The organism is Caulobacter hibisci (genome assembly GCF_016135805.1).
Taxonomy (GTDB): Bacteria; Pseudomonadota; Alphaproteobacteria; order Caulobacterales; family Caulobacteraceae; genus Caulobacter; species Caulobacter hibisci.
The window spans coordinates 17742-34602 of sequence record NZ_JADWOX010000013.1 but is presented as its reverse complement, the minus strand read 5'-3'; the positions used below and the strand labels follow the sequence as shown (position 1 = coordinate 34602).

The 16861-nt window shown below is 66.4% G+C and carries 17 protein-coding genes and 1 pseudogene; 8 read left to right on the top strand and 10 right to left on the bottom strand.

The window, feature by feature from the left end:
* Positions 1 to 82: 82 nt before the first annotated feature.
* Positions 83 to 961 (bottom strand): bifunctional methylenetetrahydrofolate dehydrogenase/methenyltetrahydrofolate cyclohydrolase FolD, encoded by an 879-nt coding sequence (gene folD / locus I4Q42_RS17305; protein ID WP_198577344.1) that lies wholly within the window; start codon positions 959 to 961, stop codon positions 83 to 85.
* Between the two features lie 115 nt (positions 962 to 1076).
* Between folD and crtY the strand changes: the two genes are divergently transcribed.
* From crtY to I4Q42_RS17290, 3 genes are read left to right on the top strand one after another with little or no spacing between them, the layout of a single operon-like run.
* Positions 1077 to 2261, top strand: coding sequence for a lycopene beta-cyclase CrtY (gene crtY, locus I4Q42_RS17300; protein WP_198577343.1), 1185 nt, complete (start codon positions 1077 to 1079; stop codon positions 2259 to 2261).
* Positions 2258 to 3781 carry a phytoene desaturase gene (locus tag I4Q42_RS17295; protein WP_198577342.1) on the top strand — a complete coding sequence of 508 codons (1524 nt, stop codon included), beginning with the start codon at positions 2258 to 2260 and terminating at the stop codon, positions 3779 to 3781. Before crtY ends, I4Q42_RS17295 begins: the two co-directional genes overlap by 4 nt.
* Positions 3778 to 4707, top strand: coding sequence for a phytoene/squalene synthase family protein (locus I4Q42_RS17290; protein ID WP_198577341.1), 930 nt, complete (start codon positions 3778 to 3780; stop codon positions 4705 to 4707). The genes I4Q42_RS17295 and I4Q42_RS17290 overlap by 4 nt, the downstream gene beginning before the upstream one ends.
* Positions 4708 to 4884: 177 nt before the next feature.
* Here the strand turns inward: I4Q42_RS17290 and I4Q42_RS17285 are convergent, their stop codons facing one another.
* From I4Q42_RS17285 to I4Q42_RS17270, 4 genes are all read right to left on the bottom strand, one after another.
* On the bottom strand, positions 4885 to 5490 hold the full coding sequence (locus I4Q42_RS17285; RefSeq protein WP_232793244.1) for a phytanoyl-CoA dioxygenase family protein: 606 nt from the start codon (positions 5488 to 5490) through the stop codon (positions 4885 to 4887).
* A 53-nt stretch (positions 5491 to 5543) separates the two neighbouring features.
* On the bottom strand, positions 5544 to 6815 hold the full coding sequence (locus tag I4Q42_RS17280; RefSeq protein ID WP_408611095.1) for an O-antigen ligase family protein: 1272 nt from the start codon (positions 6813 to 6815) through the stop codon (positions 5544 to 5546).
* On the bottom strand, positions 6812 to 7492 hold the full coding sequence (locus tag I4Q42_RS17275; RefSeq protein WP_232793243.1) for a P-loop NTPase family protein: 681 nt from the start codon (positions 7490 to 7492) through the stop codon (positions 6812 to 6814). Before I4Q42_RS17275 ends, I4Q42_RS17280 begins: the two co-directional genes overlap by 4 nt.
* A 117-nt stretch (positions 7493 to 7609) precedes the next feature.
* Positions 7610 to 9112 (bottom strand): GumC family protein, encoded by a 1503-nt coding sequence (locus I4Q42_RS17270; protein WP_198577339.1) that lies wholly within the window; start codon positions 9110 to 9112, stop codon positions 7610 to 7612.
* An 86-nt stretch (positions 9113 to 9198) separates the two neighbouring features.
* On the opposite strand from I4Q42_RS17270, the gene I4Q42_RS17265 reads away from it, so the two are divergent.
* Positions 9199 to 9939, top strand: coding sequence for a polysaccharide biosynthesis/export family protein (locus I4Q42_RS17265; RefSeq protein ID WP_198577338.1), 741 nt, complete (start codon positions 9199 to 9201; stop codon positions 9937 to 9939).
* 75 nt (positions 9940 to 10014) lie between these two features.
* Here the strand turns inward: I4Q42_RS17265 and I4Q42_RS17260 are convergent, their stop codons facing one another.
* Positions 10015 to 10293, bottom strand: coding sequence for a sel1 repeat family protein (locus tag I4Q42_RS17260; RefSeq protein ID WP_198577337.1), 279 nt, complete (start codon positions 10291 to 10293; stop codon positions 10015 to 10017).
* 173 nt (positions 10294 to 10466) lie between these two features.
* Positions 10467 to 11192, bottom strand: coding sequence for a glutathione S-transferase N-terminal domain-containing protein (locus tag I4Q42_RS17255; RefSeq protein ID WP_198577336.1), 726 nt, complete (start codon positions 11190 to 11192; stop codon positions 10467 to 10469).
* Between the two features lie 178 nt (positions 11193 to 11370).
* Here I4Q42_RS17255 and I4Q42_RS17250 point away from each other — a divergent pair, with 178 nt between their 5' ends.
* The gene (locus I4Q42_RS17250; RefSeq protein ID WP_198577335.1) at positions 11371 to 11910 is read left to right on the top strand and encodes an RcnB family protein; all 540 of its coding nucleotides are present in this window, start codon (positions 11371 to 11373) and stop codon (positions 11908 to 11910) included.
* Between the two features lie 205 nt (positions 11911 to 12115).
* The gene (locus I4Q42_RS17245) at positions 12116 to 12508 is read left to right on the top strand and encodes a proteophosphoglycan 5 (RefSeq protein ID WP_198577334.1); all 393 of its coding nucleotides are present in this window, start codon (positions 12116 to 12118) and stop codon (positions 12506 to 12508) included.
* A gap of 77 nt (positions 12509 to 12585) precedes the next feature.
* Here the strand turns inward: I4Q42_RS17245 and gatB are convergent, their stop codons facing one another.
* Positions 12586 to 14082, bottom strand: a complete 1497-nt coding sequence (gene gatB / locus I4Q42_RS17240) for an Asp-tRNA(Asn)/Glu-tRNA(Gln) amidotransferase subunit GatB (protein WP_198577333.1) — start codon at positions 14080 to 14082, stop codon at positions 12586 to 12588.
* Positions 14083 to 14385: 303 nt separating this feature from the next.
* Here gatB and I4Q42_RS17235 point away from each other — a divergent pair, with 303 nt between their 5' ends.
* Positions 14386 to 15093, top strand: a complete 708-nt coding sequence (locus tag I4Q42_RS17235; RefSeq protein WP_198577332.1) for a hypothetical protein — start codon at positions 14386 to 14388, stop codon at positions 15091 to 15093.
* 75 nt (positions 15094 to 15168) lie between these two features.
* On the opposite strand, the gene I4Q42_RS17230 is transcribed toward I4Q42_RS17235, so the two are convergent.
* Both I4Q42_RS17230 and I4Q42_RS26655 read right to left on the bottom strand, forming a co-directional pair.
* Positions 15169 to 16059, bottom strand: coding sequence for an Abi-alpha family protein (locus tag I4Q42_RS17230; protein WP_198577331.1), 891 nt, complete (start codon positions 16057 to 16059; stop codon positions 15169 to 15171).
* A gap of 158 nt (positions 16060 to 16217) precedes the next feature.
* Positions 16218 to 16416: pseudogene (locus I4Q42_RS26655) on the bottom strand (ATP-dependent helicase C-terminal domain-containing protein); the annotation flags it as partial.
* 215 nt (positions 16417 to 16631) lie between these two features.
* Here I4Q42_RS26655 and I4Q42_RS17225 point away from each other — a divergent pair.
* Positions 16632 to 16832 (top strand): hypothetical protein, encoded by a 201-nt coding sequence (locus tag I4Q42_RS17225; RefSeq protein WP_198577330.1) that lies wholly within the window; start codon positions 16632 to 16634, stop codon positions 16830 to 16832.
* Positions 16833 to 16861: the final 29 nt, after the last annotated feature.

The following is a 16861-nucleotide window of genomic DNA, read 5'->3' as shown; positions in this document are numbered from 1 at the left end:
GGCGATGACTTCTGTAATGTGAGTCACGCCCCTCTCCGTCGGCTTCGCCGACACCTCTCCCACAGGGAGAGGGTCTTGGGCACTATTCCCCGATCCCGTTCAGGCGCTTGGCGGCCAGCACGGTGTTGGCCAGCAGGCAGGCGATGGTCATCGGCCCCACGCCGCCCGGCACCGGGGTGATGGCCGAAGCCACGGCCTTGACCTCGTCGAAGGCCACGTCGCCGACCAGGCGGGTCTTGCCGTCATCCTTGGGGATGCGGTTGATGCCGACGTCGATGACCACCGCGCCGGGCTTGACCCAGTCGGCCTTGACCATCTGCGCACGGCCGACGGCCGCCACGACGATGTCGGCTTCGCGGACGACGGCCGGCAGGTCGTGGGTGCGGGAGTGGGCGATGGTGACGGTGCAGTCGGCGGCCAGCAGCAGTTGGGCCATCGGCTTGCCCATCAGGTTCGAGCGGCCGATGACCACCGCGCGCTTGCCCGACAGCGTGCCCAGCTGGTCGCGCAGCAGCATCATGCAGCCGGTCGGGGTGCAGGGCGTCAGGGCCGGCAGGCCGCTGGCCAGGCGCCCGGCGTTGGCGACGGTCAGGCCGTCGACGTCCTTGTCGGGCGAGATCGCGGCGACCACGGCGGCCTGGCTGATGTGGTCGGGCACCGGAAACTGCACCAGCACGCCGTGCACGGCCGGGTCGGAGTTCAGCCGCTCGACCAGGGCCAAAAGCTCGGCCTGCGAGGTCTCGGCCGGCAGGCGGTGGGTTTCCGAATGCATGCCCGCTTCCAGGGTCTGTTCGCCCTTGCTGCGCACATAGACCTGGCTGGCCGGATCTTCGCCGACCAGCACCACGGCCAGGCCCGGCGTCAGGCCGTGCTCGGCCTTCAGGCCGGCGACGTCGGCGGCGATGGTCTGGCGCAGGCGGGCGGCGAAGGCCTTCCCGTCGATGATGGCGGCTTCAGTCATTGGCGGCGCTCCTGTGCGCGCTCCCCTATCGCCTCGCCCCCTATCGCGCAACCCGGCGAGGCTTTGCACGAAGGCCCTGGCGTGGACGTCATCCATTCGTGCTAGAGCCAGAACAATGGAATCCGCGTCCGCGTTGCGCGCCGACGTCGTCCTGGTGGGCGGCGGACTGGCCAACAGCCTGATCGCCCTGCGCCTGAAGGCGTTGCGGCCGGGCCTGCGCGTGCTGCTGCTCGAGCGGGGCGAGACCATCGGCGGCCAGCACACCTGGTGCCACTTCGAGACCGACGTCGACGAGGCCATCGGCGGCTGGCTGCGGCCGCTGATCGCCCATCGCTGGAGCGGCTACGAGGTGCGCTTTCCCGCCCATAGCCGCCGCCTGCCCACGCCCTATCTGGCCATCACCTCCAGGCGGCTGCACGAGGTGGTCTCCCGCGCCCTGGGTCCCGACGCCTGGACCGGCATCGGCGTGGTCGACGTCAATCCGCATCAGGTCACCCTGGCCGACGGCCGCCGCATCGTCGCCGGGGCGGTGATCGACGGCCGCGGCGCGCGGCGCAGCAAGCGGCTGGCCCTGGGCTGGCAGAAGTTCGTCGGGCAAGACCTGCGCCTGACCGCCCCGCACGGCCTGACCGCGCCGATCATCATGGACGCCACCGTCCCGCAGACCGACGGCTATCGCTTCGTCTACGTCCTGCCGCTCGACGCCCGCCGGCTGCTGGTCGAGGACACCCGCTACAGCGACGGCCCGGCCCTGGACCGCATCGCCCTGTCCGAAGCCATCGCCGACTACGCCAAGACCCAGGGCTGGACCGTCGAGGCGGTCGAGCGCGAGGAGCACGGCGTCCTGCCCATCGCCCTGGGCGGCGACATCGACGGCTATTGGCGCGAAGCCCGGCCGCAGGTGGCGGAGGTGGGCCTGCGCGCGGCGCTGTTCCAGCCAACCACCGGCTATTCCCTGCCTGACGCCGCGCGCCTGGCCGACAAGATCGCCGGCCTGCCCCGCATCACCAGCGCCAGCGTCCGCACCTGCGTCGAGACCCAGTCCAAGGCCGTCTGGCGACGGCGGCGGTTCCTGCGCCTGCTGAACCGCATGCTGTTTCGCGCCTGCGCGCCGGAAGAGCGCTATCGGGTGCTGGAGCGCTTCTACCGGCTATCGGTGCCGCTCATTCAGCGCTTCTATGCGGCGCGCCTGACCTGGCGCGACCGGGCGCGGATCCTGATCGGCAAGCCGCCGGTGCCGATCTCGGCCGCCCTCAAATGTATTCGCGAGAGTTCCGTGTTCGGAGGACAAGACGCATGAACGCCCACGCCTCGGCCCCGCCCCGTCCCAAGGCGGCCGTCATCGGCGCCGGCTTCGGCGGTCTTTCGCTGGCCATACGCCTGCAGTCCGAGGGCTTCGACGTCACCCTGTTCGAGGGCCGCGAGAAGCCCGGCGGCCGCGCCTATGTCTGGGAGCAGGACGGCTTCACCTTCGACGCCGGCCCCACCGTCGTCACCGACCCCGATTGCCTCAAGGAGCTGTTCGCGCTCTCGGGCAAGCGGATCGAGGACTATGTCGAACTGCTGCCCGTCGATCCCTTCTATCGGCTGATGTGGGAGGACGGCGACGTCTTCGACTACGTCAACGACCAGGAGGGCCTGGATCGCCAGATCGCCGCCCGCAACCCGGCCGACGTCGACGGCTACCGCCGCTTCCACGCCTATTCGGAAGAGCTGTACCAGAAGGGCTATGTCGAGCTGGGCGCGGTGCCGTTCCTCGACTTCGGCAGCATGATCTCCAGCGCCCCGGCCCTGATGAAGCTGCAGGCCTGGCGCAGCGTCTATGACAAGGTCGCCGGCTTCGTGAAGGACGAGCACGTCCGCCAAGCCCTGTCGTTCCACAGCCTGCTGGTCGGCGGAAGCCCGTTCGCCACCTCGTCGATCTACGCCCTGATCCACGCCCTGGAGCGTCGCGGCGGCGTCTGGTTCCCGCGCGGCGGCACCCACGCCCTGGTGCGTGGCCTGGCCAAGCTGTTCCAGGATCTGGGCGGCAAGCTGCACCTGTCGCGGCCGGTCGAGCGTATCGCCGTGCGCGAAGGCCGCGTCACCGGCGTGATCACCAACGAGGGCTTCGAAGCCTTCGACGCCGTCGCCTCCAACGCCGACGTCATGCACACCTACCGCCACCTGCTGCGCGAGGAGCCGCGCGGCCAGAAGGTCGGCAAGGCGCTGGAGAACAAGCGCTGGAGCCCGTCGCTGTTCGTGGTCTATTTCGGCCTCAAGACCCAGCACCCCGAGATCCGCCACCACACCATCTGCTTCGGCAATCGATACCGGGAGCTGATCGGCGAGATCTACGGCAAGAACGCCCTGGCCGAGGACTTCTCGCTCTACCTCCACCATCCGACCGCCAGCGATCCGGCCATGGCCCCGGACGGCTGCTCGACCTTCTACGCCCTGTCGCCCGTGCCCAACCTTCAGACCGCCGACATCGACTGGTCGGTCGAGGGGCCGAAGTACCGCGACCGCATCCTGGCCTATCTGGAAAAGCACTACATTCCGGGCCTGACCGCCGATCTGGTCACCAGCCGCTTCATCACCCCGGACGACTTCGTGAGCGACCTCAACGCCTGGAAGGGCGCGGCCTTCTCGCTGGAGCCGATCCTGACCCAGAGCGCCTTTTTCCGCACCCACAACCGCGACGACGTGATCCCCAACCTCTATTTCGTCGGGGCCGGCACCCATCCGGGCGCGGGCATTCCCGGCGTGGTGGGCAGCGCCAAGGCCACGGCCGGGCTGATGATCGACGACTTCGCCCTGCCCGCCCCGGTCGCCGAATGAGCGACCTGGAGCTTCAAAGCCGCGAGGCGATCCAGAAGGGCAGCAAGAGCTTCGCCGCCGCCGCCGCGCTGTTCGACGCCCAGACCCGCGTCGACGCCGAGATGCTCTACGCCTGGTGCCGCCACTGCGACGACGTCATCGACGGCCAGACCCTTGGCCACGGCATGAGCCCGGTGGCCGACGCGCCGGCGCGGCTGGAAGCCCTCTACGCCCAGACCCGCGCGGCCCTGGCCGGCGAGACCCCGACCGATCCGGTGTTCGCCGCCTTCCAGGCCGTGGCCCTGGGGCGCGGCATACCCGAGCGCTACGCCCTCGATCTGATCGACGGTTTCGCCATGGATGTGGAGGGCCGCAGCTATGAGACGCTGGAAGACCTTCTGGCCTATTGCTGGGGCGTGGCCGGCGTCGTCGGCGCGATGATGGCCATCGTCATGGGCGTGCCGCCCGACGACCTGCCCACCCTGCGCCGCGCCCAGGACCTGGGCCTGGGCTTTCAGCTGACCAACATCGCCCGCGACATCGTCGAGGACGCCCGCAACGACCGCGTCTACGTGCCCCGCGCCTGGCTGGCCGAGCTGGACCTGCCGGTCGAGCAACTGACCGACCCCGCCCGCCGCGACGACGTCGCCGCCCTCGCCCGCCGCCTGGTCGAGGCCGCCGAGCCCTATTACGCCTCGGCCCGCTGGGGTCTGCGCGACCTGCCCGTCCGCTCGGCCTGGGCGATCGCCGCCGCGCGCGGCGTCTACCGCCAGATCGGTCTCGACGTGGTGGCCGCCGGCGGCGCGGCCTGGGATGAGCGCGTGGTCGTCAGTGGGCGGAAGAAAGCCTGGCGCGCCCTGGAAGGCGGCATCGTCGCCCTGCGCTCGGCCACGCTGGACCGGCTGGGCAAGACGCCCCAGCGGCCAGCCCTGTGGTCGAAGATCTAGGTCGAAATCGACATTTACGGAATTAGGCTGATTTTTCCCCGAGCATCCCCGCGAAGGCGGGGATCCAAGCCGAGTCTGCGGATGGTCCACAGCCGCGCCTCATCCTGAAAGCCAGCTTGGGTCCCCGCCTTCGCGGGGAGACACGGATTGGGGAGAGGCACGGGCTGTCGCCAGCCCTCAGGGAACGAAGACCTCGCCATTGTCCATCCGCACGTTGCGGATCGCCCGGCAGGCGTCCTCGCCGGCCCTGAGGCGCTCGGGAATGAAGTTGACCAGCAGCGACCGCCGCCGCGCGCCCGAGCCGTTGCGGGTCGCCCCGTGCAGCAGGTCGGCGTCGAACACCAGGATGTCCCCCGCCTCCCCGGCCGCGGTCAGGCACAGGGCCTCGTCGGGCTCGCCCCGATCAAGCGCGCGCGGGACCACGCGGGTCGCGCCGTTGTCGGGGCCATAGGGGTCGAGGAAGACCATGGCGACGACCGCGTTCGTCTCCACGCCGTCGCGATGCAGGGGCTGATGGCCGCCGCCTAGCAACGGCTCGCGGCCCTCGACCTGCGACAGGAAGAAGGGCTCGCTGAGGATCCGCCCCGCCGCCGCCAGCAGGGCCGGCAGACGGCAGGTCTTCAGCACCGTGGGATCCAGATCGACCAGGGCGTGACGCCAGCCGGCGGCCCTGGGCACAGGCCATTGTTCGAGGATGCCTGCGTCGAAGGCGTCTCGCAGCGCCTGCCGCCAGGACTCGGGCACGGCTTCGCGCAGCAGCAGGTATCCCTCACGCTCGAGCAAGGCGGCCGCCCCTGCCTCAAGCGTGGGGACCCTGGTCGGCGCAAGCAAACCGCTCAGCGCTCCATCTCCCGGTCGGGGAAGGCCAGCTTGGCCGCCAGGGCCACGAACAGCACCCAGCGGAAGTCGTTATAGGCCACCGCTATGCTCTCGGTCAGGGCCACGAGGCTGTAAACGACCAGGAACGGGAAGGCGAGCAAGGCGCCGCGGTCGCGGAACACCGCCAGCAGCGCCAGGGCCATGGTCTGGATGTAGAACAGCCCCCAGGCGGCCAGGCCGAACAGCCCCATGCCCAGCCACTGCTCCAGCCAGGAATTGTGGGCGTGCTGGGCCTGGAAGCCGGCGTTCTTGCTGATCCAGGCGAACGGCCCCCAGCCGCTCTTGTCGCCCCAGACGGCGTGGTAGCCATAGCCCAGCCACGGCCGCTCCTGGATCTCGACCATGGCCGCGCTCCAGATCTTGGTGCGGCCGGTCAGGGTGGCGTCCTTGCCCAGGATGGCGAAGAACACGTCCGAGGCCAGGACCAGGAAGGCGACCAGCAAAACCACGCCCGTCACCGCCGTCCAGGTCGCCGCCGCCCCCGCCGCAGGTCCCCGCCGGGCGATCAGCACGAAGCCCAGGGCCGCCACGCCCAGCATCAGCGACACCAGCGAGGTCTTGGAGGTCGACATCAGGACGAGGCCGATCGCCAGCACGGCGAAGCCCCACCACAGCTTGGCCCGCACCGGGTTCAGCAGGGCGGCCGCCGACAGGATGCAGAAGCCGAAGGCCATCATGCCGCCCAGGCCGTTCTTCTCGCGCCACAGGCCCCGCCAGGCGCCCGGGAACAGCTCGGTCATCACCCCGATGCGGGGCACGGCGATGCAGACGACGTAGGAGGCGATGATCAGCACCGCGAAGGTCGCCGCCATCACCTCGGCCAGCGCGCGCCAACGGAAGCGTCCGGCCAGGGCCACGCCGCACAGGGTGGTGCAGGTCACGGCGAAGGCGCGGCGGGTGGTGACGTCGGGCGCGATCGACCACAGCACCGACAGGCAGACGATGCCCATCAGCGCGAACAGGAAGGGCTGGCGCACGGCCGCCCGCAGGCTGTTGCGCGGGTCGAGCGCGATCAGGCCGAAGCCGGCGGCGTAGGCGGGCAGATAGGCCACCCGCAGGATGGCCGAGCCGGCCTCGTCGGCGTTCTCGCCCACCAGCGGCAGCTCCCAGCCGCCGCTGAACAGCACCAGCAGCAGAACCGATCCGACGAAGATGGCGATCTGGGGAAGCAAGAGCCTCGGCGGCGCGACGCTGACCGGTCCGCCGCCAAAGCCCACGCCGTGCGTCACGGCAGGATGGCCCGCAGGAAGCCCGGCGGCGTCACCGAGGCCTGGTTGAAGAACACGCCGGCGCAGCGGCCGCCCGCCGAGGCCAGGGCGTCGCGCAGCAGGCCCGGCGGCCGCACGTCGGCCTCCTGGGCGCTGACCACCAGGATCGTCTGGTCCATGTGCTGGGCAAGAGTCAGGGCCGCCTGCGAGCGGTCGGCCGACGGACAGTCGACGACGATGATTTCCGCGTGGCGGCGCAGGGCGGCCCAGTATTCGACGCCCGGCAGGACATGGACCTTCTGGCGGCCGCGCAGGGCCTCGCGCTTGAAGCGGGTCACCCAGAACCGCGGCCCGCCGACGCTGTGGGCGGCCACGTACTTGGAGTCGGACCACACACCGCCGTCGGGCCGGGGGGCCGGCGGCTGCACGGTGAAGAACATCGAGCCGTCGGGGCTAGCCGCCGCACCCGCGCCCAGCGGACCGTACAGCCCGGGATCGGCGGCGATGGCCTGATATTGCGGCGAGGTGGTCAGGTCCAGGTCGATCAGCCAGGTCCGGCGACCGGCGCGCTTGGAGGCGAAGCGGGCGAATTCGCGGGCGACCGTCGAGGTCCCCTCCCCCCGCCGGGCGGAGACGAACTGGACGACGTGCGCACGGCCAGCCGCAGGGGCGCCGAGCGACCCCCACAGTTCAGCCATCTCGACGTTCAAATCCACCATTCGTCCGAATCGCCGCGCGTTGAAGACCGTAGAAACTAATGCCTAACCATGTTCGCGCGAAAGGCGACCAAATCGCTCAGGTGCAGAACGGCGGTTTCAGGCCGCGCGTTTCACGCCCGCGGTCGCCAGCACCGGCAGGCCCAGGGTGCGCGAGGCCGAGGCCGGGGTCTGCAGGCCCGGGCGCAGCAGCATCCGGACCAGGCCCGCGCAGGCAGCGGTGAAGGCGGCGAACAGGAAGGCCAGCACGAACACCGGCTTGCGCAGGCTCTTGCCCTCCGACGGCGCGACGGCGCGCTGGACGATGCGGATGTTGTCGCTGCTCTCGGCCGACATCTGCCGCTGGGCCTCGTCCTGCTGTTCCTTGACGGTGAAGTCGCGGACATTGGCCGACAGCACGTCGCGGTCGCGGGTCAGCTGGTTGAACTGCGGCTCCAGCTCCGACAGGCGCAGCAGGCGCTCGTTCACTTCCTGCACCTGGGCAGCGTAGGCGGTCTGCGACTGGCGCAGGGCCGCGACCTCTGCGGCGAGGTCGTTGCGGGTCGATTGCAGGGTCTGCCAGATCGGGTTGGGACCGCTGCGGCGCGCGCCCTCGGCGTTGGTGCGGCCGCTGGCCAGGCCCTGCTCGAGCTGGGCGATCTGGGCGTCGATGTCGCGCACCGGCTGGGCGCTGGGCAGGTAGCGCGACAGCAGGCCCTCGCGGTCCAGCTTCAGCTGGGTCAGCTTGTTGGCGGCCGACATGTCCTGGTCGCGATAGAGCACCGACTCGGCCGGCGTGCGCGACAGCTCGGACTGCACCGAGGCCAGGCGCCCCTGGCGGTCCTGAAGCTGGGCGTCGATCGCGTAGCGCTGGGCTTCGACCTGGGCCTGCAGCTGGGTCAGGGCCGTCTTCTGGGCGGTGAAGTCGCCGATGTCGTTGGTCTGCAGGAAGGCCTGGTAGGCTGTGTCGGTCTCGGCCAAGCGCTCCTGGAAATTATCGCGCTGCTTGGCCAGCACCTTGTCGTCGTCGTTGATCAGCAGGCTGCGGCGATAGATCAGGTACTCTTCGAGCAGGGTGTTGAGCACCTTCTCGGCGGTCTCGGCGTCCCGGTGCTGGTACGACAGCCGGATGATCGAGTTGTCGGGCGCGGTCTCGATCTTGAGATTGCGGCCGACGCTGTCGCGGCCCTCGGCGATCATCTTGCGCTTCTGCTCGGGATTGGCGGCGGCGAACTTGCCGGCGGCGTCCGGAAACACGGTGGCGAAGCCCAGCTTGCGGATCACCCGCTCGCGCAGCTCGCCGCTGCCCAGGATCTCGCTTTCCGACTGGATCACCTGGTCGACGTCGGGCACCGCGCCGCGGGCGGCGTCGCCGGCGCGCGGCTCGTAGACATATTCCTGGCCCAGGCGGACAAACAGGCTGGAGCTGGCGGTGTAGGTCTTCTTCAGTGTCATGGCAAAGCCGACGCCCAAGACCATGATGATCACGAAGACGCCCAGCATCAGCCAGCGTTCACGCCACAGCAGGGTGACGAAATCGGTCGGGGCATAGCGGGCCCGCGCCGCCCAGTCGCGTCGCGACGGCGGGTCGTGCGGCACGCTGGTCCAGGCGCTCGTCGACATGCGAATCCAATGGGTCCAAACTTCCACGTGACCCTGGGGCGTTCGGGCTTAAGGTTTGGTTACCTATGTTTGGTAAGAACCGTCGCATGGATCGCCGCACCGCCCTCACCACCGCCCTGGCCCTGGCGCTTGCGAGCGCCGGCCTCTCGGCCTGCGGCCACGTCGATGGCGAGCCGATCACGCCCGCCCCGCGCCCCACCGGCCAGTTTCCCGATATCGGTTATGCCGACTGGAGCGAGGCCGAGCCCGCCTACCGGTTCTATCCGGGCGACGAGATCGAGGTGTCGGTACCTTCGGCGGCGGAACTTAATAAGTCGGTGGTGGTGCAGCCGGACGGCCGCGTCGCATTGCCGCTGGTCGGTCCGATCATGGCCGCCGACCGCACGATCGAGGAGCTGGAGACCTCTCTGACCCAGGCCTACGGCCAGCAGCTGCTGCGCCCGCAGGTGCAGGTGTCGGTCAAGAGCACGGCTCCGCTGAAGGTGTTCGTCGGTGGCGAGGTCGGCAATCCCGGCGTCTACGACATGGCCGGCGACGGCGACGCACTGCGGGCCGTCATCCAGGCCGGCGGGTTCAAGAGCTCGTCCAAGCGCAGCCAGGTGATCGTCATCCGGCGTGGCCCCGAAGGGCGGGCCATGATGCGCACGGTCGACCTGCTGAAGGGCCTGACCGATCCGCGCGGCGCGGACCTGGTGCCGCTTCGCCGCTTCGACGTCGTCTACGTGCCCCGCAGCGGCGCGTCCGAGGCGGGGCTGTTCATGCAGCAGTATCTGCGCGACCTGCTGCCGATCAGCTTCAGCTACGCCGTCAACGGCTATAGCAAGTAGTCAGAAAATCACGGCCGGATCCCCGTGATCCCACGGCGGCGTCCGGCCCGAGAGTAGAAACGGCTAAACCGTGGTTCAGCCGTGAGCCAGCCATTGGCGCGCCTGGCGCTGGGCTTCGGCGACGTCTTCGCTGGCCATCTCTTGCGACAGTTCCTTGCGATAGACCTTGGCTTCGACCGAACCGCGCATGGCGGCGAGGTTGAACAGCATATGGGCCGAGACGTAGTCCAGCGGCGCGCCGCCCTGGCCGGTCGAGTACAGCATGCCCATGCGGAACAGTTCGTCCCCGGTGGAGTCGACGCTCGGCAGCGGCATGGCCGCGATGGCGGCGGGCGGTTCGATGCTCATCATCATGACTTCGGTTCCTGGTCTTGCCGAGCTAACCCCAATGGTTCAGCTCGGCCATGAACACAGAGAAAACCTTGCTCGCTGAACATATAGTTAAGCGCGCAGAGATCATGAATCGAGCCGCGACTATACGTCTCGCTAACCAAAGTTACGGTTGATAAACGCCGGTATATGGTTGGTTAACGCGCGCGTTGTCCAAACAAAACCTTACGAGCCTCTTCCGCAGCTTTTCCAGACGCTTGCAGGCCGCCGGCCCGAAGTTCGGCCCCGAGTTTGAAGCCGCGCTGCACGGCCTCGCGCTCGGCGACGCGGTCGTACCAGGCCTTCACTTTTGGAAATTCCTCGATCTGGATGCCCTGATTTTTCCACGGCACGACCCACGGCCAGATCGCAAAGTCGGCGATGGACAATTGGCCGCAGACGAAATCCTTCCCGGCCAGCTGCTTTTCGAGCACGCCGTAGAGGCGGTGGGTCTCGTTGGTGTAGCGGATCACGCCATAGGCCAGCTGCCGCTGATCGGCGATGATCGCCGGCGCGTACTGGCGGAAATGGTGAGTCTGGCCGGCCATCGGACCAAGCCCGCCCATCTGCCACATCACCCACTGGTCGATGCCGATCCGGTCACGCTCGGTCTCGCCATAGAACTGGCCGGTCTTGCGGCCCAGGTACTGCAGGATGGCGCCGGACTCGAAGATCGAGATCGGCTGGCCGTCGGGACCCTGCGGATCGACGATGGCCGGCATGCGGTTGTTGGGGCTGATGGCCAGGAATTCCGGCTTGAACTGCTCGCCCGTGCCGATGTTCACCGGGATCATCTCGTAGGGCAGGCCCATCTCCTCGAGGGCGATCGAGATCTTCCAGCCGTTGGGCGTGGGCCAGTAGTGCAGCTCGATGGGGCTGGTCATGCGTGCCTCCCGGACCCTCTGTTCTTGCGCGCCAACATGGCCACCCGGGCGCGCGACGCCAAGACGCATCCTGACATGACCGTTCAGCGCGGGTTCAGGCGGGAAGGATCATCGTCGTCTTCAAGGTCGAGGGACTTGGCCGCCGCGAGGCGACCGTTGACCACAAGGAGACGTCCACATGAAACGTCTGTTGCTCACCATCGCCGTCGTGGCCTCGGTCGCCGGCCCGATGGCCGCCATGGCCACCGACGCCTCAGCGCAAGGCCGCGGCGACTGGGACCGCCGGGACGACCGCGGCGACCGCCGCGATGATCGTCGTGACGATCGTCGGGATGCGCGCTGGGATCGCCGTGACGACCGCCGTGATGATCGGCGCGACGACCGCCGCGACAGCCGCTGGGATCGCCGGGACGACCGTCGCGACAACCGCGGCTGGGACGACCGTCGCTACAACGGCTATTACTACCAGAACCGCTGGAACTACGGCGCGCCGCCGGCCCATTACTACGGCCGTCCGGACTATCGCCCCGGCTACACCGCCTGGCGCCGCGGCGGCTACCTGCCGCCCTATTATCGCGGCGGCGGCTATGTCGTTCACGACTACGGCCGTTACCACCTGCGTCACCCGCCGCGCGGCTACTACTGGTACCGCACCGGCAACGACTACGTGCTGGCGGCCATCGCCACCGGCCTGATCTTCGAGATCATCAACAACTAGATCGCCGGTATCTGACCAGCATCTGAAGCCTCTTGCGGCGCCCCGGGAACTCCACCTGGGGCGCCGCTTTTGCGCCATGCTCGCCGCGCGTGCGCCACGCATGCGGCCGCAAAGCCCGATTGCGGGGTCATTTCGGCCGCAAGCCGCCCCCAGCGTCGGCCCCGCGTCACAGTCCGACGCAGCAGCCACAAAAAGGCGCTTACCGATGAAGAGCTTGCGCATCTCCGCCGCCGTCCTCGCGCTCGCCGCCGCCGGCTACGCCGGTTCGGCCCTGGCCCAGCAGGCCCCCGCCGCCGATCCCTCGGCCCAGACCCCGCCGTCGACCGGCGCCGGCAACTGGGGCTCGTCCACCACCACGACCGATCCGTCGGCCTCGACCACCGCCCCGACCACCGACAGCACCACGCCGCCACAGGCCGACAGCGCCACGGGCGCGGCTTCGCCCAGCTCGGCCACCGCGCCGGGCGAGACCTCGACCACCACCGCCCCGGCCGCCGAGGACGCGGCCAAGCCCGAGAAGAAGTCCAAGAAGCACAAGAAGCCCGCCGAAGACCCGGCCGCCGCTTCGAGCACGCAGGATCCGAGCACGCCGCAATAGGCGCTTCGGCACGTTCCAAAGAGAAGGGCCCGCCGCTTTCGCGACGGGCCCTTTCATTTTACCGCTAAGGCCGAGCCTCAGAGACCCAGCTTGGCCTTCAGCAGGTCGTTGACCGTGCCCGGATTGGCCTTGCCGCCGGTGGCCTTCATGACCTGGCCGACGAACCAGCCGATGGCCTGGGGCTTGTCCTTCACGGCGGCGGCCTTGTCAGGGTTGGCGCCGATCAGTTCGTCGATCGCCGCCTCGATGGCGCCGGTGTCGTTGATCTGCACCAGGCCGCGCTTCTCGACGATCTCGGCGGGACGGCCCTCGCCGGCCCACATGTGCTCGAAGACCTCCTTGGCGATCTTGGAGCTGATAGTGCCGTTCTCAATCAGCTCGACCAGCTGGGCGATGTCCGACGACGGCAGCGGCGAGTTGGCGATCTCGTGGCCGCCCGACGACAGCTTCGACAGCAGCTCGTTGGTCACCCAGTTAGAGACCAGCTTGGCGTCGCGACCCTTGGCGGCGGCCTCGAAGTAGTCGGCGCGGTCGCTCTCGATGATCAGCACGCCGGCGTCGTAGGCCGACAGGCCGTACTGGCTCTGCAAACGCTGCTTCTTGGCGTCCGGCAGTTCGGGCAGGGTCTCTTCGATCGACTTCACCCAGGCCGGGTCCAGCACCAGCGGCAGCAGGTCCGGATCGGGGAAGTAGCGATAGTCGTGCGCCTCTTCCTTCGACCGCATCGAGCGGGTCTCGCCCTTGGTCGGGTCGAACAGGCGGGTTTCCTGGTCGATCACGCCGCCGTCTTCCAGGATCTCGATCTGCCGACGGGCTTCATACTCGATGGCCTGCTGGATGTAGCGGTAGGAGTTGACGTTCTTGATCTCGCAGCGCGTGCCCAGGTGCTTGAAGCTGCCGGTCTCGCGGAACTTCTCGTAGTCGCCGGGGCGGCAGACCGAGACGTTGACGTCGGCGCGCAGGTTGCCCTTCTCCATGTCGCCGTCGCAGGTGCCCAGATAGACCAGGATCGTGCGCAGCTTCTTGACGTAGGCGGCCGCCTCTTCCGAGGTGCGCATGTCGGGCTTGGAGACGATCTCCATCAGCGCCGTGCCCGCGCGGTTCAGGTCCACATAGGTGGCGTTCGGATCCTGGTCGTGCAGCGACTTGCCGGCGTCCTGCTCCAGGTGCAGGCGTTCGATGCGGACGTCGAAGGTCGTGCCGTCGTCGCGCTCGACCACGACCACGCCCTCGCCGACGATCGGCTGGTCGAACTGGCTGATCTGATAGCCCTGCGGCAGGTCGGGATAGAAGTAGTTCTTGCGGTCGAAGCGGCTCTTCAGGTTGATCTGCGCCTTCAGGCCCAGGCCCGTCTTCACCGCCTGCTCGACGCAGAAGCCGTTCAGCACCGGCAGCATGCCCGGCATGGCCGCGTCGACGAGGCTGACCTGCTCGTTGGGACCGGCGCCGAAGCCGACGGCCGCGCCCGAGAACAGTTTGGACTTGCTGGCCACCTGGGCGTGGACCTCGAGGCCCAGCACGATTTCCCAGTCGCCGGTGCGACCCTTGATGGTCTTGGAAGCAGCTTCGGTCATGTCTCTTATCCTCCCTCCGTCGCCGGAAGGCCGGTTAGTGCGGGCGGCGAAGCAGGCCTCGCCGTTTCAGGGGTTCCTCATGCACCGCAGGTGTCGTTGAAGGCAAGGCTGGCGGGGTGGTTTGTTGCGGGGGAGAGGGAGGTGGCGGGTCTGCCTCCTGCCTTTCCACATTTTAGAGAAGGCCACCGAAACACCAGTCATTCCCGACAGAGTATGGCTCGAACGACAAAATTTGGCGGTTGTGGATGTTGGATTGACATGGCCCAATAGCTCGCCCTGCTTGCGATGGGGGAGATCGTTCTTATGGACTGGTTTACACCGGCTAATGCCTTAGCCTGGGCTCAAGTGCTTATGGCTCTTGTAACGGCAGGGGCAACAGTCGCGTTGTGGCGCGTGACAAAGGTACTGGCAAAAGAAACGGAGCGAATGGCCGATCAAGCGGCCCAGCCCCATGTGGTCGCGACTATAGAACCAAACGCGTGGGCCATGATGTATGTGGACCTGAAAGTGGTGAACGCAGGTAACGCAGCAGCCTACGATGTAGAGCTCTCGTTCGACCCTCCGTTAGACAACGGAGAAGTCCGAGGTGACCAACCAATACCTTTTCAAGCAATCAGCGTCCTCAGGCCCGGACAGTCTCTATCAAGCTTTCTTTGCGAATATGAAAAAATAAAAGGCCTAGAATATATAATTGAAGCTCGATGGAAGCGAGCACCCACCGATATAAAAACAGAATCCCTTCGGTACAAATATAATTTTTCGCACTACGAAGGCATGTCTCAACTGGAAAATAACGACCCGCTCATCCAAATATCGACTCATCTCAAGAAGATACGAGAAGATTGGCAGCGTATTGCACAGGGATCCAGCCGTATAAAAGCAGATATCTACGATCAAGCAGATCGAACGGCAGAACATGAGGCGCTAAAAAGGCACTGGCAGAAACAAACTGAACTACAAAAAACGGAACAAAAGCGCCCCCGAAACCCGAAAACACCACCAAGTGTCTAAGCTTTTGTTAGTAAATAATTTGATTGAGACCGCCCGCAGCACCCATACTCGCTGAAAATCGCCTGGAAGCGCGCTCTAATCCTCATCCGCATTATGATCAGCGCTGACTGCGCCATCAATTGAATTACATGCCTCCATCAGGGCGCTGCCAAGTGACGTAAGCCCGTATCTCAGCTCTTGAACTTTAGATTGATGGTAGCCCCATTGGGCGTCACGTCTCGCAGTGGAGAGCTCCTTGGAGCCGCCAATCACAGCGAGTTGCTCAGAGACGCGCGTCAGCAACGCATCGAACTTTTTCGCATCAACAAGGGACCAATTGCCAAAGCGGTTTTCGATCAGCTCATTTGGCATTTTAGCGACAAGACCGCTTGCGGATAAGCGCTCAGCAGGCAGGAAAATGCACCGGAGACGTTGAAGGTTCTGTATAGATGCAGACTGTAACTGCGACGGCACTTTTCGCCACCCGGCTTCCGCCGCCGCTTCGGCTGCCTCGTTGAAGGCCACCAACTCCTCCCGATTATCGAATTTTGACGTTCGAAAGCTCCAGATCAGGTTGAGGAGCAGCACTTCGGGGCCTGATAGGGATTTCAGGAGTTCTATATAAACCTTCTGTATGGGAAAGCCTCCTTCAGGCGCACTAGCTTTCGCTATTAACCGCGCCCACATTTCTTGAACGTCGTCGTCCTCCTCTAGGGATGCAGCTTCAGTGATGCGTATTGCGTCGCCAAACGGCAATGCCTTCAATTGCTCTGGACCATAACCCTCGGCAAGAGCGATACGCTCTACCTTTCTCAAAATTTTTACAAGATTCTCAAAACGGTGAAGTTTCGCGCGATCCGCAATTGATAGCCCGAGTTCATTCCACGCGTCGCCAAACAATCTTTCGAACGCACCACGAAGATCTTTGGCAGTATCAGCGGCGATCTGACCGGCGACCTTGGTAATATCAGGATCTGGGGCTTCCATAGCTGCTCCACACGGTTTGTGTCGGATCTGCGCCGGCATTTGCATATAGATCGGCGTCGGTATCGACGTTCCTGTGCTTTGCAATAAAGCACAATATAATACAGGCGCAGGCACTCAATGGCAGACGCTGCGATCCACAATAGCCCCCCCCTAATCCACCGCGGCTTAGCCCGCGTCGTCGCGCGGCGCGCCGGATCATCCGGCCACACATGCCGCGGGTAACGGCCCTTCATCTCGACCTTCACTTCGCGCCAAGAGCCCTTCCAGAAGCCCGGCAGGGTCCTTGGTGATCTGGATCGGGCAGTGGGCGGGCGACAGCAGGGCCAGGATCAAGTGGGCCTTGCCGTGGGCGACGGCCGTTCCTGGCGGGGCCGTGAGGCGCGCCGAGGCCTATTCCAGCGTTCCCTTCCAGCGCCCAGCCCGCACTCGCTCCGAGGTGGAAGCCAGCGCCAGACTGACTGGCGCGATTGGACACTTTGTCCACGACACCTGAACGGACAAAATTGATAGACAGCCCACGCTTCAGAATAGCGACACGCGGCGTTTTTCGAAAATCTTGGTGGAGTGAAGTCGTGGACTGGGAAAACTGGTTTCCTATCGTTTTCTTCCCACTCAAGATCATCGTGCTGGGCGTCGGCATGTTCTTCTCGATCAAGTGGCATCATGATCAAGCCAAGAAGGACAAGCAAAAGGAAGCCGATCGCCGCGCCCGTATGGACGGCGCTCCGGAGGCTGGCGTGAAAACGACGCTGACCGTCGATCAAGCGCAATAGAGCGTTCTACAGGCCGATCTAAGGGCCTG

What these genes read in the sequence shown, in the direction of transcription:
- folD (WP_198577344.1), bottom strand. Translation starts at nt 961, where the DNA reads ATGACTGAAGCCGCCATCATCGACGGGAAGGCCTTCGCCGCCCGCCTG.
- crtY (WP_198577343.1), top strand. Translation starts at nt 1,077, where the DNA reads ATGGAATCCGCGTCCGCGTTGCGCGCCGACGTCGTCCTGGTGGGCGGC.
- I4Q42_RS17295 (WP_198577342.1), top strand. Translation starts at nt 2,258, where the DNA reads ATGAACGCCCACGCCTCGGCCCCGCCCCGTCCCAAGGCGGCCGTCATC.
- I4Q42_RS17290 (WP_198577341.1), top strand. Translation starts at nt 3,778, where the DNA reads ATGAGCGACCTGGAGCTTCAAAGCCGCGAGGCGATCCAGAAGGGCAGC.
- I4Q42_RS17275 (WP_232793243.1), bottom strand. Translation starts at nt 7,492, where the DNA reads ATGGCTGAACTGTGGGGGTCGCTCGGCGCCCCTGCGGCTGGCCGTGCG.
- I4Q42_RS17270 (WP_198577339.1), bottom strand. Translation starts at nt 9,112, where the DNA reads ATGTCGACGAGCGCCTGGACCAGCGTGCCGCACGACCCGCCGTCGCGA.
- I4Q42_RS17265 (WP_198577338.1), top strand. Translation starts at nt 9,199, where the DNA reads ATGGATCGCCGCACCGCCCTCACCACCGCCCTGGCCCTGGCGCTTGCG.
- I4Q42_RS17260 (WP_198577337.1), bottom strand. Translation starts at nt 10,293, where the DNA reads ATGATGATGAGCATCGAACCGCCCGCCGCCATCGCGGCCATGCCGCTG.
- I4Q42_RS17255 (WP_198577336.1), bottom strand. Translation starts at nt 11,192, where the DNA reads ATGACCAGCCCCATCGAGCTGCACTACTGGCCCACGCCCAACGGCTGG.
- I4Q42_RS17250 (WP_198577335.1), top strand. Translation starts at nt 11,371, where the DNA reads ATGAAACGTCTGTTGCTCACCATCGCCGTCGTGGCCTCGGTCGCCGGC.
- I4Q42_RS17245 (WP_198577334.1), top strand. Translation starts at nt 12,116, where the DNA reads ATGAAGAGCTTGCGCATCTCCGCCGCCGTCCTCGCGCTCGCCGCCGCC.
- gatB (WP_198577333.1), bottom strand. Translation starts at nt 14,082, where the DNA reads ATGACCGAAGCTGCTTCCAAGACCATCAAGGGTCGCACCGGCGACTGG.
- I4Q42_RS17235 (WP_198577332.1), top strand. Translation starts at nt 14,386, where the DNA reads ATGGACTGGTTTACACCGGCTAATGCCTTAGCCTGGGCTCAAGTGCTT.
- I4Q42_RS17230 (WP_198577331.1), bottom strand. Translation starts at nt 16,059, where the DNA reads ATGGAAGCCCCAGATCCTGATATTACCAAGGTCGCCGGTCAGATCGCC.